Annotated in this window: 11 protein-coding genes; 7 read left to right on the forward strand and 4 right to left on the reverse strand. The window is 60.3% G+C overall.

The window, feature by feature from the left end; genetic code table 11:
* Window position 1: 1 nt before the first annotated feature.
* From JAO82_RS11275 to JAO82_RS11290, 4 genes are read left to right on the forward strand one after another with little or no spacing between them, the layout of a single operon-like run.
* The gene (locus tag JAO82_RS11275) at window positions 2–2,026 is read left to right on the forward strand and encodes a dipeptide ABC transporter ATP-binding protein (RefSeq protein WP_198686483.1); all 2,025 of its coding nucleotides are present in this window, start codon (window positions 2–4) and stop codon (window positions 2,024–2,026) included.
* Between the two features lie 40 nt (window positions 2,027–2,066).
* Window positions 2,067–2,684 carry an HAD family hydrolase gene (locus JAO82_RS11280; RefSeq protein ID WP_198686484.1) on the forward strand — a complete coding sequence of 206 codons (618 nt, stop codon included), beginning with the start codon at window positions 2,067–2,069 and terminating at the stop codon, window positions 2,682–2,684.
* Between the two features lie 12 nt (window positions 2,685–2,696).
* A complete protein-coding gene (locus JAO82_RS11285; protein WP_198686485.1) occupies window positions 2,697–3,497 on the forward strand; it encodes a phosphodiesterase in 801 nt (266 codons plus the stop codon).
* A gap of 47 nt (window positions 3,498–3,544) precedes the next feature.
* Entirely contained in the window at window positions 3,545–4,372 is an 828-nt protein-coding gene (locus JAO82_RS11290) for an alkaline phosphatase family protein (RefSeq protein WP_198686486.1), read from the forward strand.
* Between the two features lie 396 nt (window positions 4,373–4,768).
* On the opposite strand, the gene JAO82_RS14380 is transcribed toward JAO82_RS11290, so the two are convergent.
* Complete coding sequence (locus JAO82_RS14380; protein WP_269812827.1) at window positions 4,769–4,900, reverse strand: hypothetical protein; 132 nt, start codon at window positions 4,898–4,900, stop codon at window positions 4,769–4,771.
* A 931-nt stretch (window positions 4,901–5,831) separates the two neighbouring features.
* Here JAO82_RS14380 and JAO82_RS11295 point away from each other — a divergent pair.
* The gene (locus JAO82_RS11295; RefSeq protein WP_198686487.1) at window positions 5,832–6,839 is read left to right on the forward strand and encodes a hypothetical protein; all 1,008 of its coding nucleotides are present in this window, start codon (window positions 5,832–5,834) and stop codon (window positions 6,837–6,839) included.
* A gap of 231 nt (window positions 6,840–7,070) precedes the next feature.
* Here the strand turns inward: JAO82_RS11295 and JAO82_RS11300 are convergent, their stop codons facing one another.
* Window positions 7,071–7,616, reverse strand: coding sequence for a cytochrome P460 family protein (locus JAO82_RS11300; protein ID WP_198686488.1), 546 nt, complete (start codon window positions 7,614–7,616; stop codon window positions 7,071–7,073).
* A gap of 177 nt (window positions 7,617–7,793) precedes the next feature.
* Here JAO82_RS11300 and JAO82_RS11305 point away from each other — a divergent pair, with 177 nt between their 5' ends.
* Complete coding sequence (locus JAO82_RS11305) at window positions 7,794–8,138, forward strand: hypothetical protein (RefSeq protein ID WP_198686489.1); 345 nt, start codon at window positions 7,794–7,796, stop codon at window positions 8,136–8,138.
* Between the two features lie 93 nt (window positions 8,139–8,231).
* On the opposite strand, the gene JAO82_RS11310 is transcribed toward JAO82_RS11305, so the two are convergent.
* Complete coding sequence (locus tag JAO82_RS11310) at window positions 8,232–10,280, reverse strand: ASKHA domain-containing protein (RefSeq protein WP_198686490.1); 2,049 nt, start codon at window positions 10,278–10,280, stop codon at window positions 8,232–8,234.
* 270 nt (window positions 10,281–10,550) lie between these two features.
* Here JAO82_RS11310 and guaB point away from each other — a divergent pair, with 270 nt between their 5' ends.
* Complete coding sequence (guaB, locus tag JAO82_RS11315) at window positions 10,551–11,999, forward strand: IMP dehydrogenase (RefSeq protein ID WP_198686491.1); 1,449 nt, start codon at window positions 10,551–10,553, stop codon at window positions 11,997–11,999.
* A 62-nt stretch (window positions 12,000–12,061) separates the two neighbouring features.
* On the opposite strand, the gene gltB is transcribed toward guaB, so the two are convergent.
* Window positions 12,062–16,600 (reverse strand): glutamate synthase large subunit, encoded by a 4,539-nt coding sequence (gene gltB / locus JAO82_RS11320; protein ID WP_198686492.1) that lies wholly within the window; start codon window positions 16,598–16,600, stop codon window positions 12,062–12,064.
* Between the last annotated feature and the right edge of the window lie 7 nt (window positions 16,601–16,607).

Here is a 16,607-nt window from a genome sequence, read left to right on the forward strand (position 1 = left end):
GATGAGCACAATTATCAAGATCGACAATCTGTCGCTGGGCTTTACCGGCAAACAGGGACAGCAGGCACCGATCCTGCGAGGCATCTCACTGGAATTGCAGCGGGGCGAGGCGCTGGGCATCGTCGGTGAAAGCGGATCGGGCAAATCGACCGTGGCACTGGCGATGATGGGCTATCTCAAGCCCGGCCTGTCAGTATTTTCAGGACGAGCGATGTTTGACGGAAATGACATGTTCGCACTGCCAGAAAAACAGCGCTCCGCCTTGCGCGGCAGCAAGATTGCCCTGATCCCGCAGAACGCCGGTCAAGCCCTAACACCGACGCTGACCATCGGTGCCCAGATCGACGAGGCCCTGCGCCTGCATACGGCGCTGAATAGGGCAGGGCGCGCGGACCGCGTGGCCGAGCTTCTGTCGCGGGTGCGTTTGCCCTCGCCCGAGGAAATGGCCATGCGCTACCCGCACGAATTGTCTGGCGGGCAGCAACAGCGCGCGGCCGTGGCGATGGCCCTTGCCGGAGAGGCCAAAGCGCTGCTGCTTGACGAGCCGACCACCGGTCTGGATGTGACGACGCAGGCGCATATCCTTGAATTCCTCCGCAAGCTCGCCCGTGAAATGAATGTAGCGATGATCTATGTCAGCCACGACCTTGGCGTCATCGCCCGCGTGGCGGATCGGGTCGCTGTGATGTACGCGGGCCAAATCGCCGAAGAAGGCCCGACGCGCGACGTGCTGCGCGCGCCCAAGCATCCCTATACGGCCGGGCTCATCGCCTCGATCCCGAAACTGGATGACCCCGCCATTCCGGCCTCCATGCCCGGCGTGCCGCCCATTGTCGGCTCGCAAATCACCGGATGCGCCTTTGCCCCGCGCTGCCCGCACGTGCAGCACATCTGCCGCAGTGATCTGCCTGCACCGGTCACCATCGGCCAGACCCGCACCCGCTGTCACTTTGCGCATGAGCCGCGTGTCACGCATGAACAGACGCGGCGCGTGCCCTGTGCAAGTTCCGAGCCGGCCCTCTCCCTAAAAAATGTGTCGGTTTCCTATAAGAAGCCTGGGCTGTTCGACCGGCTGAGCGGGCAGGGCCAGCCGCCGGCCACTGTGGACGACATCGGCTTTACCCTGCGCCGGGGCGAAACGCTTGCACTTGTGGGTGAAAGCGGTTCGGGCAAATCGACTATCCTGCGCGCGATCGCCGGGCTGGTCGGCGCGCGGTCGGGGCAGATTCGGCTTGGTATGGCGGGCGACCTGACCGCCCCGGTGCACCGGCGCGACCGCAAAACCCTGCGCCGGGTGCAACTGATCTTCCAGAATGCCGACGCCGCGCTGAACCCGCGCCAAAGCATCGGAGACATCCTCGCCGCTCCCCTGCGGCTTTACTTCGGTCTAGGTCGCAAAGAGGCGCGCATCCGCGCCGGAGACTTGCTGGAACAGGTGCGCCTGCCAGCCAGTTACCTCGACCGCTTTCCTGGCCAGCTTTCTGGCGGGGAGAAGCAGCGCGTGGGCGTGGCGCGTGCCTTTGCCGCCAACCCGGATGTCACGCTTTGCGACGAAGTCACCAGCGCGCTGGATGTCTCGGTTCAGGCTGCCGCGCTGGCGCTGCTGACCCGGCTACAGGCCGAGAGCGGCTCGTCTTATATTTTCGTCAGTCACGATCTCGCCGTGGTGCGCGCCGTCGCGGATCGGGTCGCGGTGCTGTATCAGGGCCGCATCTGCGAAATCGGCCCGGCGGCCGATGTCTATGCGCCGCCCTATCACCCCTATACCCGCACCCTAATGGGCGCCGTGCTGGAACCCGACCCGGATATTGCGCCCCAGCTGCTGGCCGATGACCTGACCGAAAAGGCCCCGCCCGCACAGGGCTGTCCGTTTCAGCGGCGCTGTCCCCGGCACCTGGGCAATATCTGCAATATCACCAAGCCACCCGCCCGCAAATTGGCCGAGGGACACGTGATCCATTGCCACCGCCTGCCCGAAGAGCTGGGGGAAGCCAGCCGCCCGCAGCTGGTCGCACTGGCTGGCTGAACCCGGTGCTGGAACCGATCTGAAACGGAGTAGAAAAAGCATGATCATTTTTGATTTCGACGGCGTATTGGCAGATTCGCTGCAGACATGTCTTGCCGCCTGTCACATCGCGGCCCGCGCCCAAGGGGCTGACCTCAGCTTCGGCGCAGACACGTTCGCAACGCTGAACCCGCTGACATTCGAAGCCCTTGCAGAGCAGCACGGCCTGAATCCTGAGCAATTCGCGCAGGATGTCGCCGCAGCGGTCTCGGCGGCAGACGCCCCCTCGCCAGTGTTTGAAGATCTCGGCAACACGCTGGACCGATTGGCAGGGCATCACGACTTGGCCGTGGTCAGCGCCAGCGACAGCAGGGTGATCCGCTCGGTGCTTGCGGAAGCGGGACTCGACCGTCTGTTTCAGCAGATCGTTGGCGGGGATACGGCTGGCACAAAGGCGGAAAAAATCGCCGTGCTGGTTGCTGCGGCGCCGCCCGGCCCGCATGCCATGATCGGAGATGCTGTCAGCGACATATTGGCCGCACGGGCCGCAGGCATTGGTGCCATCGCCGTGAGCTGGGGCTGGCAGTCTCGGGCCCATCTCGCCGCACATGCTCCGGACGCGATCGCCGATACACCGCAACAGCTTACTGATGCGTGCCTGTCGTTTCTTGCTAACTGAAGGCGTTAACCCATGAAATTCATTCACCTGACCGACCTGCATATTTCTGCGGACGGCAGTTCGCCGGCTCTCAAAATGGCCAACGAGCACACCCGACGGGCCATCGATGAGATTAATCGGCTTCACGCCGACGCAGAGCTGTGCATTATCACCGGCGACATCGTTGCCGACCCCGATCCCGACGCCTACCGGCTGGCAGAAGAGCTGATTTCCTCACTGACGATGCCGGTCTATGCGCTGCCGGGTAACCATGACGACCGCGAAATGGCGTGCCAGGCGCTGTCTTGCGTCAGGGCCGATGAAAACGGATTTCTGCAGCAAGTGGTCGAGACCTCCCACGGGCCGTTCCTATTGCTGGACACCATCGCCCCAGGCTCCCACGCCGGGGTGATGTGCCAGGAACGGTTGAACTGGGTGGCCGAGACGTTGCAAAGCTACGCCGAGCCGGTCCGGCTGTTCATGCACCATGCGCCTTTTCCCACCGGCTTGGCCGCGATGGACACGATCGGCCTCGACCCGGCAGCAGCGGAACGGCTTGGCGATATTCTGGTTGCACACGGTTATGTCACGCATCTGTTCTTTGGCCATTATCACCGGCCAATGTCGGGGGTGTGGCGCGGCATCCCGTTTTCGTCCCATCGCTCCATGATGCAGCAATGCGCGCTCGACCTGTTCCAAGCCGACCATGTGCCGGCAATTTTCGAAGAGCCGCAATTTGCCGTGGTGCTGGTCTCGGATGCGCAAACGGTGGTCCATTACCACGATTTCGCCTCAACCGCCCAACGCGGAAGCATGGGCACGGCGACGGGCTGAGGCCTCTTTCAAGGCCGTGCAACCAATTTCCTTAAGGAGAATCCCAAATGCAGAACAAAATCATCCTCGTGATCATGGACGGGGCCGGCTACGAAGCTTGCGTCACCCAATGCGGCTATCTTGAAGGTGCCGTAGAACTGGGACAGGCGCAGCGCTGGAAAATGATCACAGCGACGCCGACCCTCTCGGGGCCGATGTATGAAACCATCCATACCGGTCTCTGGCCGCACGAACATGGCATCACCTCGAACGAGGGTATGCGCGCCTCGGAACGGCCAAATGTGTTTTCGCTGGCCCGTGAGGCGGACAAAACCACAGCGGCCGTGGCGCACGCGTATTACCACCGTCTATATGTGGATCGCCCGTGGGACGGGCTACGCTCGGTTGAGCATCATGACCCGGAAACCGACATTCAGCACGCCCGGTTCTATTCGATGGAAGGCTATGGCGCGATGAATGCGGTGGCCCCGGCGGAAATCGATCTCTGCGCGCAGGTGACCTTACTGGCTGAACACCATGCCCCTGATTACCTGCTCCTGCACAGTTGCTCAGCCGATACGTTGGGGCACAGTTTTGGCGGCGATAGCAAGGAATACCGCTACCAGATCTGGATGATCGACAACGCCCTGTCGCGGGCGATCCCCATATGGCGCGCGATGGGCTATGATGTGATGGTGACCGCCGACCACGGGATGAACGCCGAACAGCATCACGGCGGCATGGAAAAGATCATGCGCGAAGTACCGTTCTACTACTTTGGTGAAGCGAAGGGGCCAAACCCCGGTAAATCCCTCAGCCAGCTGGGTTTGGCAGCAACGATTCTCGACCGATTGGGGGTGACACCCGACGCCGCCATGCGGCCGGGATTTCTCTGACGGCGAGCGGCGGCTGAGCTACTTTTTCCCGGCATCGCATTTTTGACGCACAGGCCGGGCGGGTAAATTTCAGCACAGGATATTTGTCCCGGCTCATTTCGATAGGCCCATAGTTGATGCCCAGAGCTGCCCGATACTTGAGCCCCGGCCCGGGCGCGGGGGCCAGCTAGGTGACGATTTCTGCCACGCTGAGGGCAATGGGCAGATTGCGCGGTTTTGGGGGGGACTGCAGGTACCGTTTCATTTTTCCGCGCCCGCAGGTGACACTGAACAGGAGCCGCAGGGAAATGATACGCCCATTGTAGGTGAACTGATGCGGTGGATGCCTCCCTCTCTTTGGATCAGACGAAACCACTTTGGCACAATTGATGCCGTCGGGTGGAGGCATCCACTGCATCAGTTCATTTCGACGGTCTGCTCCGCAACGCCAAAGCGCTTGGCCAAGACCGATACCGGCTCGTCACTGGCCTGAATGGCCGCCCGGAGTTTCGGCGTCGTCGTCGCTTGGCTGTAAAGATGGATCAGCATGATGATACCCCGTCCCGAATGTCTCTCAGAACCGATCTTGCCATGAAGAATGCGGAGCGCCGAGAGGAAATGTGATCATCCGGGATGGAACGGCTACGCTTAAGCGCGTTAAAAAGCGGTTGTCGCCGCAGCAGTGCTTCTTGAATTGGCATGACGGTGTAGTCAGCGTTTCCCGTCGTGTTCGTTTCCCCTCTGAACAGAGGGGGCGTGCCAACTTCATCTCTGGTAGAGAGTATCACGACGATCGCTTTTGTTAGCCCTTCACGTCAATGAACAAAGCGTAGCGAAAAGTATAACGGATCTAAAAATAGCATGTTTTCTTATTGTCGAATGGCCTCATTGGCCATCGTTGGTGCAATAGCGCTGGCGTTTAGCCCAGTTGAGGCGGAGAGTCTCAAAAGAGACGATCGCAATGTCCAGATCCAACGTAGCTTTCATACAGACACTCTCTTTCCTAGTGACATCTTTCTTCCCGGCACCCCTCTCACGCGGGCATTCCCCACTGATGTTTTTTCTCCGCAGCAAATTCCTGCGCTAAACGCGCAAGGGATAATGACGGTCGAGCAGTTCTTACAGGCGGATGTGGGGGAGATTGAAAAAACCTACCGGAGCCGGGAGGCGTAAAGTGCAGGGAATGCAGCAGGAAATTGGCGCAAAGCTACAAAAGCATTGAAACCGAATTCGACCGGACTTGATGCAAAAGCCTAACCTAAAAACTGCACCCCTTTTAAAGACGCGGGGGCGCCCCACGCGCCACCTTGCTCACTGACAAACCTGTGAGTGATAGATGCGGCGCTCTTATTCTAGGAAGGGGCCGACACCGCCTAATTCTGGTGAGGTTGGTCCATTTACGTCCGGCTCCGTTGAGAGAGTTGCCGGAAATTTCGGTCTGTGAAACGGATCAGCAGGCAGTCAGAGAAGGAACTTAGAAGTGTTCAACAAACTGTCATATGGACATCGTCCGGCGAAGCGCGTGGCGCTGCCACTGATAACTGTTGCGATGGTTGGCGTGGCGGGTTTTCTGGCCGCCTGCAAAACGGATGAAGCCGAGGCCGGAAACGGCGGCGATGTTCAAGCTGAGGTGGAAGCCCTGCTCGACGGTGTTGCCGCCGGCCAGTCCGGGCTGAGGGTCACTGGCGCTGTCACCAGTTCGGATTTGGTCTTTGTCGATCCTGCGGGGCGGCCGACTGCCGAATTTCGCCCGGCACGCCAAAGCAGGGCCACCTACTCCCGCAATGGCAACAATGCCGATGGGCCTTATCGGATCATTGCGCGAACCGGCGTCTCCGACCCGAGTGGGGAGCAGGACATTGTTGGCTCTTGGGTGACGGTGGTGCTCCCAGCAAAGGCGGCACCGGGGGCATATAAGGTGGCGTCGGGCCGCGCCGCAAAAGACAATGAGGCGCAGGCCTCGCTGACCGGTGAGCATTATAATTGGGCGTTCGGCGACAAAGTGCAGGGGGATCTTTACGTCGCCGAGATCGGCGATAGTCTGACCGCAGCTTGGGACTTTACCGCGCAGAACAAGTCCGGAGAAATGGTCGAGATCAAAGGTGGCGTGAAAGAGCTTGCCTTCTGGCCCCAGCAGGAGACGAAATACACGATCAGCATCAATGGTGAGACCGACGAGAAGTCCGGGCGGATGAGCGCGCACCGCGCCGGGGGTGTCGGGGCAACCCTCCTGCCGGGGCGTGGTATCTACCTCGAGCTGCCGGCCGAAATTGACACCGGCACCTATCCGCTGCTGCGGCACCGATCGGACAATCCAAACGGAGTTGTCCTCAATCTGCCTGACCAGTCCTACGAGGCTGTCAACGGCGAGATGACATTCGAGCGGGATGGAAATTATCTCCACGGGACGTTCAAGGCGACAACCTCAGGAGAGGATGTGGTCACTCTTGATGGGAGCTTCAGTTACGTTGTCCTGCCGGATGCGTAAGAAACAGAAAGCTGGTCTTGGAGTTCCGACCAGCTTTCCGCCGCGCTAATATATGGTGCGGAATGCGGCCTGCCCGGAAACGCCGACGAAGAAGTCCCAAAACTTTCGAGGCACAACCGTGCCGTGCTGAGGGCTGCACGGTCGCGTGCACGAACCGCCGGATCGCGATATGACAGCCGCGTCGGTCAAGATCAAAGCCATGCGCGATCCGGTCAGGCCGTCAGATCCGACCTACTTGATTGGGAGATGGTCGGTCGTGAACAAGTAGTCGTCGCCTGCGCCGGAATGGCAGGCGATGCAGCCTGCGTCTGCACCCTTGGCGACGCGGCCGGCAAGGCGCATGCCGTTGGGGGTCTTGTCCAGCGTGCCGTCGGGCAGGTATTTCGCCCAGAACCAGTTGCCATTATCCGGATCATAGCCTTCTTCGCGGCGAAACATCACCGTCACCGCCCCCAGATGCTTGTCAGGGTCGGACAGGACCTGGTCGGCAGTCACGCCTTCAGGGCCGTAATTGCGTTTAATGATCAGCGCACCGTCGTGACCGTCGACGCTGCCGCTGGTGTAAAACGTTTCGAGCATCTTGCCATGCGGCTCCACCCCTTCATAGGGAAAGGCGCGGATCATGCCGTCTCCGGCAAGGCTCAGTTCCTCCATTATTGTCCAGAGCTTCGCAGCATATTCTGCATCGGTATCGGTGCCAAATGGCGCATCCTGCGCGCCTGCTGCAGTGGTGATCAGCAGCATAGCCACCGCACTGCCCGTCAATATTCGTTTCATGGCAATCTTCCCCGTTGTTCGGTGAATAACCTTGCGAGACGTATCTGAGATTTTACTCGGGTCGGATGGCGCCGTGCTGTCACGATGAATCACGGTCTCGTGACAGGTCGCGGGCTAATCGTGGTTTGACGGCGCGGCGCGCGCGCGGTCAGATCGAGGCACCAGGAGGCGCAAAACATGGTATCTTCGATGCGGATTGCGGCTCTTCTTGCCGTCGCGATGTTTGCTGGCGACGCATACGCGCAGGAACCCGGGGCCGTGCAACAGCTTTGTGTGCAAAACGCAGCAGCACGTACACTGGTCTTTGCCGTCGAGGTGCCGGGCAGCATGCGGCTGTTGCGCGATTTGGCGCCGGGTGAGCGGCTTTGTACGGTTGGCGCTGCCGACGCGACCGGCGTGGTGTCGGTCTATGAAACCCGTGATGCGATCGAAGGCTGTTCGCGGCTGGCGTCGGTCGGGGCGACCGAGACCTTGCACCGTTACGTCGAATTCGACCGCTGTTTCTGGGCGTCCAACAGTTAGCGCAAGTCGCCTTTGTCAAATTTCGATTCGTCTGGCGATATCCTTAGGTAGAGTTCAGTCTATCGCCGGAATTATCCATAGCGGGAAAGCGGTCTAGCCGCGGCGCCGTTTGCGCCGTCCTCCGCTGGCCTCGCCCGCACCGGAAGGCTGGTTAAAAGACAGTTCAGGCAGCGTGACGAGGGAGTTCAGGATCGGAAAAGGCTCAACCGAATTGGGGATTGCCGAGGCATTCACGAAATGCTCTTGAAAGCGCGGCTCGATGGCAGTTTCGATCTTGTGGATGGCGCGCACGGTGGCTTCGATCTCGGCGCGGGCATCGCGGTTCAGCAGAGCAATGCGCGCGCCTGTCCCGGCGGCATTGCCGGCGGATGTGACCTTGTCCAGCGGCGCATCCGGGATCATCCCCAGCACCATCGCGTGTTTGGGGCTGATATGCGCGCCGAACGCACCGGCCAGAACGACGCGGTCCACCTTGTCGACATCGAACTTATCCATCAAGAGACGCGCGCCCGAATAGAGCGCCGCCTTGGCCATCTGGATCTCGCGGATGTCACGATTTGTCACGGTGATACGGGGGCCACCATGACCGCTGCCATCCCAGACCAGATAGGAATTGGTGCGCCCTTCGACGATGCACCGATCCGACCCGGTCTGTGCCGCCGACCCGATCAGGCCCGAGCCATCGACCAGCCCGGCCAAGCGCATCTCGGCCACCAACTCGATGATGCCTGAGCCGCAAATGCCGGTGATGCCGGTGGTGGCGATTGAATCTTGGAATCCGTCCTCGCTCGACCAGAGATCGCTGCCGATCACCTTAAAACGCGGCTCTTTCGTCACCTCATCGATTTCGACCCGCTCGATCGCGCCCGGAGCCGCCCGCTGGCCGGAAGAAATCTGCGCCCCCTCAAAAGCCGGTCCGGTGGGCGACGAGCAGGCCAGAACCTTGTCTTTGTTGCCCAAGAGGATTTCGGCATTGGTGCCGACATCGACGACCAGCACCAGATCTTCGGATTTGTCGGGCGCTTCGGACAGCGCGACAGCCGCCGCATCGGCACCGACATGGCCGGCAATACAGGGCAGCAGATAGACCCGCGCCGCAGGTGGCAGGGCGGTCAGGTCGAGGTCGCGGGCCATCAGGTTCATCGCGTCCGAAGAGGCCAGCGCGAAGGGTGCCTGACCCAGTTCGAACGGGTCGATGCCCAGAAACAGGTGGTGCATGACCGGATTGCAGACAAAGACGGCATCGAGAATGTCGGTGGTCTCGATCCCGGCCTCTTGGGCGACCTGCCGGAACAGCGCATTCATGCCTTCGCGCACGGCGGCGGTCATTTCTGCCGCGCCGCCCGCGTTCATCATCGAATAGCTGACCCGGCTCATCAGATCCTCGCCAAAACGGATCTGCGGGTTCATGATGCCGGAGGAGGCGACGACCGCGCCGGTTTGCAGATCGCACAGATGGCCAGCAATGGTGGTCGAACCCAGATCGACGGCAAGGCCGAAAATCGGGCCTTCGTGAAAGCCGGGCCAGATCCGCATGATCCGGGCTGGCGCGGCTGCGTCGCCAAAATGCACGGCACAGGTGACTTGCCAGCCGCCCTTGCGCAGGATCGGCTGCATATCATTCAGCACCGGCAGGTCGATGTGAACATCAGGCAGGTCCCACTGCGTCGCCAACGCGTCGCGCAAACGTTCCAGATCGCCCGAGGGATCGTGCATATCCGGCTGTGCGACCTCGACATAAAACAGGCGCACGGCGGGATTCATCACGATGTCGCGGGCCTCGGCACGTTTGCGCACAACTTGGCGGTGGACCTGGCTTTCCGGGGGCACATCGATCACCATATCGCCCTGAATGCGGGCCTGACAGCCCAGCCGCCGGCCAGATGGCAAACCGCGTATGTCATCATAGCGCTGTTCAACCCCGTTCCATTCTGACAGCGCGCTTTCGGACACCGTGACGCCATGTTTGGGGAAGGAGCCGAAAGCGGGGGTCACCTGACAGCGCGAGCAAATGCCGCGCCCGCCACAGACCGAATCCAGATCGACACCGAGTTGGCGCGCGGCGGTCAGCACTGGCGTCCCGAGGGGTACGCGGCCACGTTTGCCGGAGGGGGTGAAAATCACCAGAGGGTCTTTTGTCATCTGCACGCGCCTTCTGTCTGTCCCTTACAGGATAGGGCTTTGCATGAAATGGGAAGGGCGGAGAACGGCAAATCGACCGCCGCGCGCGTCATCGGCGCGGCGCGGGTGGCGAGGATTGGCGCCTCCGGCGGGGATATTTCATGCAAGAAGAAGGGGCGGGTTACAGAAAATAGTGGCCGGCTGACCCGGTTATATGCGATGTGTGCTTTCCTCTGGCTGCGATTGGTGCGATAGGGTGGCCGCCAAACGGGCTTGTGCATGGAGAATGAAATGCAGATTCGCGAGGCGCTCACATTTGATGACGTTCTGTTGGTTCCGGCGGCGTCGTCAGTTCTGCCATCCACGGCTGATACGAAGACCTGGGTGACGCAGAAGATCGCAATGAACATACCGCTTCTGTCCAGCGCGATGGACACGGTCACCGAATCGCGCATGGCCATCGCCATGGCGCAGGCCGGCGGGATTGGCGTGATCCACCGAAATCTGGATATTCAGGCGCAGGCCGAAGAGGTGCGCCGCGTCAAGCGGTTTGAAAGCGGGATCGTCTACAACCCGATTACTTTGCGCGCCGACCAGACTCTGGCCGATGCCAAGGAACTGGCGGCGCATTATAACTTTACTGGTTTTCCAGTCGTGGATGAAACCGGGCGGGTCGTGGGGATCGTTACCAATCGTGACATGCGCTTTGCCAATGAGGACAAGACCCCCGTTCGCGTCATGATGACCACGGATGATCTGGCGATCCTGCATGAACCTGCTGATCGCGATGAGGCAATTTCGCTGATGAAAGCGCGCCGGATTGAAAAGCTGCTGATCACCGATGACAAGGGCCGCCTGACCGGATTGCTGACGTTGAAAGATACGGAAAGGGCGGTGCTGAACCCGACCGCCTGCAAAGACGATCTGGGACGGCTGCGCGCGGCGGCGGCCAGCACGGTGGGGGACGAGGGCTTCGAGCGCTCGCAAGCTCTCGTGGAGGCCGGTGTGGATCTGATTGTGATCGATACGGCGCATGGCCATTCCAGCAGCGTTGCCGAGGCGGTTGAGCGGGTCAAGAAACTATCAAGTGAGGTACAAGTGGTGGCCGGAAATGTCGCCACCGGCGAAGCCACACGAGCGCTGATTGATGCCGGCGCGGATGCGGTCAAGGTTGGTATCGGCCCTGGCAGCATCTGCACCACCCGCGTCGTGGCCGGTGTTGGCGTGCCGCAACTGACGGCGATCATGGACTGCGCCGCAGCGGCCGGAGATGTGCCGATCATTGCGGATGGCGGGATCAAGTTCTCGGGCGATTTCGCCAAGGCAATCGCGGCGGGCGCGTCCTGCGCCATGGTGGGAAGCATGATTGCAGGAACCGACGAAAGCCCTGGCGAAGTGATCCTTTATCAGGGGCGCAGCTTCAAGTTTTATCGCGGTATGGGCAGTCTTGGCGCCATGGCGCGAGGCAGCGCGGACAGATATTTTCAGAAAGACGCCGCCAGCGATAAACTGGTTCCCGAAGGCATCGAGGGGCAGGTACCCTATAATGGCAGCGCTGCCGCCGTGTTGCATCAACTGGTTGGAGGCCTGCGCGCATCGATGGGCTATACCGGATGCGCCACGATTGAGGAGATGCGCAACAATTGCCAATTCGTGCGCATTACCAATGCCGGGCTGAAGGAAAGCCACGTGCATGACGTACAGATCACGCGGGAAAGCCCTAATTACAGGCGGGGCTGACCCTCGGGGCCAATGCCTGTAATCAGGGCCGATGCAACACTGCCTTGACTGACAGCTGGGATTTATTCAGCGGACACCGCTAATTCGTCTTGAAAAAGGGGATGACGCAATTTGTCCAGCATCTCTTTTGGGCAGATCTGAATGAATTTGTGCACCTCGCTGTCCCAGTTTTGCAGGATTTCGCCCGCTTTGCGGCTGCCGGTTTCCTTGGCGTGGCGGTCGATGAGGGATTTCAGCTCGGAGCGATAAAAGGGGCTTTCGACTGCGCCGGTGACGAGGCTGTCCATGTTGATCAGCGGGGCGGTCTGGCCCTCGGGGTCATACAGATAGGCCATGCCGCCAGTCATGCCCGCGCCAAAATTGGCCCCGATCTGGCCGAGGATCACCGCGACGCCGCCGGTCATATATTCGCAGCCATTGCTGCCGCAGCCCTCGATCACCACATGCGCGCCCGAATTGCGCACCGCAAAGCGTTCGCCGGCGCGGCCTTCGGCGAAAAGATATCCCGCCGTCGCTCCGTAAAGCACGGTGTTGCCGATGATCGTGTTCTGCGATGGCTCACGCGGGCTGCTTGCTGGCGGGCGAATCACGATCAGACCGCCCGAAAGACCTTTGCCAACATAGTCATTGGCATCACCCCAGACTTCCAGCTTCAAGCCGTGAACCGCAAAAGCGCCCAGCGACTGCCCGGCGCTGCCGGTTAATTTGACCATCAAATGATCGGCTTGCAGGCCATTGTTCATCCCGAATTTGCGCACGATATGGCTGGAAATACGGGTGCCTACAGTCCGGTGCGTGTTGCGCACCGCATAGTGCAGTTGCATCTTTTCGCCATCCTCAAGAAAGCGCTGTGCATCCTTGACGATGTCCGCATCCAAGGTGTCGGGCACCGCGTTGCGGGGGCGGCTGCGGTCATAATGTTGAGCGCCGCTGGCATTGACCCGGATCAGCATCGGATTAAGGTCAAGATCGTCGAGATGCGCGGCACCCCGGCTGACCTGTGTCAGCAGGTCGCTGCGCCCGATCACCTCGTCAATGCTGCGCGCGCCAATAGCGGCCAATATTTCGCGCACTTCTTGCGCATAGAAAGTGATCAGATTCACCACCTTGTCGGCATTGCCGGTAAACTTCGCGCGCAATTCCTCGTTCTGTGTGCAGACACCGACGGGGCAGGTGTTGGAGTGACATTGCCGCACCATGATACAGCCCATGGCGATCAGGGCGGCGGTGCCGATGCCGTACTCTTCGGCCCCCATCATCGCCGCCATCACGATGTCACGACCGGTGCGCAAACCGCCATCGGTGCGCAGCGTCACCCGGTCGCGCAACTTGTTCATCGCCAGCACCTGATGGGCTTCGCTCAAGCCCATTTCCCAGGGCAGGCCGGTATATTTTATCGAGGTGGCGGGACTCGCTCCGGTGCCGCCATTATGCCCGGAAATCAGGATGATATCGGCCTTGGCCTTGGCCACCCCGGCGGCAATCGTGCCGACACCGGATTGCGCCACCAGCTTCACCGTCACCTTGGCCTGCGGGTTGATCTGTTTCAGGTCATAGATCAACTGCGCCAGATCCTCGATGCTGTAGATATCGTGATGTGGCGGCGGCGATATCAAGGTGACGCCGGGTGTGGACAGGCGCAGCCGCGCGATCAGTTCGGTCACTTTCATACCTGGCAACTGCCCGCCTTCGCCGGGCTTTGCCCCTTGCGCGATCTTGATCTCAAGCTCTTCGCACTGGTTGAGATATTCCGCTGTCACGCCAAACCGTCCCGAGGCCACCTGTTTGATCTTAGCCGACGGGTTGTCGCCATTGGCCTGGGGTGTGAAATGCGCCGGGTCTTCTCCGCCTTCGCCGGAATCGGATTTCGCGCCGATGCGGTTCATCGCCACGGTCAGGGTTGTGTGAGCCTCGGGCGAGAGCGCGCCAAGGCTCATCCCCGGGGTCACGAAACGCTTGCGGATGGCGGTGATGCTTTCAACTTCGTCCAGCGGCACCGATTTGCCGAGTGGTTTGATATCCAGTAGATCGCGCAGGTGAATCGGCCGACTGCCCTGCAGCTTGGCCGAATATTGTTTCCACATCTGATAGGATGCCGTGTTGCAGGCGGTTTGCAGCATATGCATGCCGGTCGCGTCCCAAGCGTGGCTTTCACCGGAACTGCGCGTGTTGTAAAACCCGCCAATCGGCAGAACGTTTTGCGCGGCCTTCCAGCCCTGCGCGTGGATTTTCTGGGCCATGCGTTCGATACCTGACACGCCGATGCCAGAAATGCGGCTCGTCATGCCGGGAAAATACTCGGCGCACATGGCACGGCTGAGGCCGACGGCCTCGAAGTTCAGACCACCGCGATAGGACGAGATTACCGAAATTCCCATCTTCGACATAATCTTGAGCAGGCCGGAATCAATTGCCTGCCGGTACCGAGCCATTGCTTCAGTCAGGGAGCCCTCGATCAGGCCCCGCGCGATCCGGTCGGCGATGCTGTCTTGCGCGAGATAGGGATTTACCGTTGTCGCGCCGCACCCGATCAGTACCGCGAAATAATGGGCATCGACGCATTCGGCACTGCGGATGTTCAGCGAGCAGAACGTGCGTAACCCTTGGCGCGTCAGATGGGTGTGCACGGCGCTGGTGGCCAGAATCATCGGCATGCCCACACGCTCGGCATCCGAAAGATGATCGCTGAGCACCAGGTCGCCGGCACCCGAGCGCACGGCGGACTCGGCCTCGGTGCGGATGCGGGTCAGGGCGGATTGCAGCGCGGCATGGCCAGAACCCGGCACAAAGGTGCAGTCGATTTCAGTCACGCCGGTGTTGAAGTGGCGCTTTAATTCATCCAATTCCGCATTGGCCAGAAAGGGGCTTTCCAGCACGATGATTTCGGTCTGGGCACCGGAATCATCGAGAACGTTTTTGAGGTTACCGAAGCGGGTCTTGAGGCTCATCACCCGATGTTCCCGCAGGCTATCGATCGGCGGGTTGGTGACCTGACTGAAATTCTGCCGAAAATAATGGCTGAGCGGACGGTATTGCGCGCTGAGCACCGCCCAAGGCGTGTCGTCGCCCATGCTGGTGATCGCCTCTTTGCCGTCTTCCGCCATCGGGGCAAGGATATGTTCAAGCTCTTCGATGGAATAGCCCGCGGCAATCTGGCGGCAGCGCAGCTCGTCCCCCTGATACAGCGCCACCTCGGGCAGGGCGGCTAAGGTGGCATCCAGATCGTTGATCTTGCGCACCCATTCGCCATAGGGCTGTGTAGCCGCCAATTGGTCCTTGATCTCGCGGTCATGGAATATCCGGCCTTCCTGCAGATCGACCGCCAATAGCTGACCGGGGCCAAGTGCGCCCTTTTCGCGCACCGTGCTGTCATCAACGGCGACCATTCCAGCCTCGGACCCGGCGATCACCAGATTATCGTCGGTCACCACATAGCGCATCGGGCGCAGACCATTGCGGTCGAGGCCCGCACAGACCCAGCGACCATCGGTCATAGCCAAAGCGGCGGGGCCGTCCCAAGGCTCGATAACCGAGTTGCAATAAGAATACATATCGCGCCAGGCTTGTGGCAGCTCGACGGCTTGTTTCGACCAGCTTTCGGGCAACAATATCGTCTTGGCCATTGGCGCATTGCGGCCCGCGCGCACCAGCATCTCGAATACCGCATCCAGCGCGGCGCTGTCTGATGAGCCATTGGGGATGATCGGCTTGATGTCCTCCGCCAGTTCGCCAAAGGTATTCGACGCAAGCCGGATCTCATGGCTTTTCATCCAGTTTCGGTTGCCTTTCAGCGTGTTGATCTCGCCGTTATGGGCAAGCATGCGGAAAGGTTGCGCCAGCCACCATTGCGGGAACGTATTGGTCGAATAACGCTGGTGATAGATCGCGAAGGCTGAAATAAAACGCTCGTCCCTGAGATCAGGGTAGAAGACCGCAACATCTTCGGCCAGCATCATGCCTTTGTAGATGATGCTGCGGCACGACATCGACGCAATATAAAAATCGTTTATACCGGCGGCGACGACCGCTTTTTCGATGCGTCGGCGGATCACGTAAAGCGCGCGCTCGAAGTCTTCCTCGTCAATTCCGGTCGCGTTCGAGATGAGAATCTGTTCAATCTCGGGGCGGGTCGCATTGGCTTTTTCGCCGAGACAGGCCAGATCGACCGGCACATGGCGCCAACCATAGATCGAATGCCCCATGCGCAAAATCTCGGTTTCAACAATGGTGCGGCAGGTTTCTTGCGCGCTGAAATCGATCCGCGGCAGAAAGACCTGTCCGACGGCAATCAGTTGATCCTCGCGCGGCTCATGTCCGGTGCGGCGTATCTGGTCATAAAAAAACGGCTTCGGAATCTGTACATGGATACCAGCCCCGTCGCCGGTCTTGCCATCCGCATCGACAGCGCCGCGATGCCAGATCGCCCCGAGCGCGTCGATACCCGCCTGCACCACGCGACGCGAGGGTTTACCATCGGGTGCCACAACGAAGCCGACCCCACAGGAGGAATGTTCATCCGCCTCGGAATACATGCCTTTTTCGGCCAGAAACCTGCGCTTGTCCTGTTCCGTCGCTGCCCAAGTTTCGTCATAGGTGATCATATCGGTG

Origin of the sequence: Pontibaca salina (assembly GCF_016307205.1) — a bacterium.
GTDB classification, from domain to species: Bacteria; Pseudomonadota; Alphaproteobacteria; order Rhodobacterales; family Rhodobacteraceae; genus Pontibaca; species Pontibaca salina.

Bases quoted from the DNA above. Each gene is read 5' to 3' on its own strand.
- JAO82_RS11285 (WP_198686485.1), top strand. From the start codon at position 2,697: ATGAAATTCATTCACCTGACCGACCTGCATATTTCTGCGGACGGCAGT.
- JAO82_RS11275 (WP_198686483.1), top strand. From the start codon at position 2: ATGAGCACAATTATCAAGATCGACAATCTGTCGCTGGGCTTTACCGGC.
- JAO82_RS11300 (WP_198686488.1), bottom strand. From the start codon at position 7,616: ATGAAACGAATATTGACGGGCAGTGCGGTGGCTATGCTGCTGATCACC.
- JAO82_RS14380 (WP_269812827.1), bottom strand. From the start codon at position 4,900: ATGCTGATCCATCTTTACAGCCAAGCGACGACGACGCCGAAACTCCGG.
- gltB (WP_198686492.1), bottom strand. From the start codon at position 16,600: ATGATCACCTATGACGAAACTTGGGCAGCGACGGAACAGGACAAGCGC.
- JAO82_RS11290 (WP_198686486.1), top strand. From the start codon at position 3,545: ATGCAGAACAAAATCATCCTCGTGATCATGGACGGGGCCGGCTACGAA.
- JAO82_RS11280 (WP_198686484.1), top strand. From the start codon at position 2,067: ATGATCATTTTTGATTTCGACGGCGTATTGGCAGATTCGCTGCAGACA.
- JAO82_RS11305 (WP_198686489.1), top strand. From the start codon at position 7,794: ATGGTATCTTCGATGCGGATTGCGGCTCTTCTTGCCGTCGCGATGTTT.
- JAO82_RS11310 (WP_198686490.1), bottom strand. From the start codon at position 10,280: ATGACAAAAGACCCTCTGGTGATTTTCACCCCCTCCGGCAAACGTGGC.
- guaB (WP_198686491.1), top strand. From the start codon at position 10,551: ATGCAGATTCGCGAGGCGCTCACATTTGATGACGTTCTGTTGGTTCCG.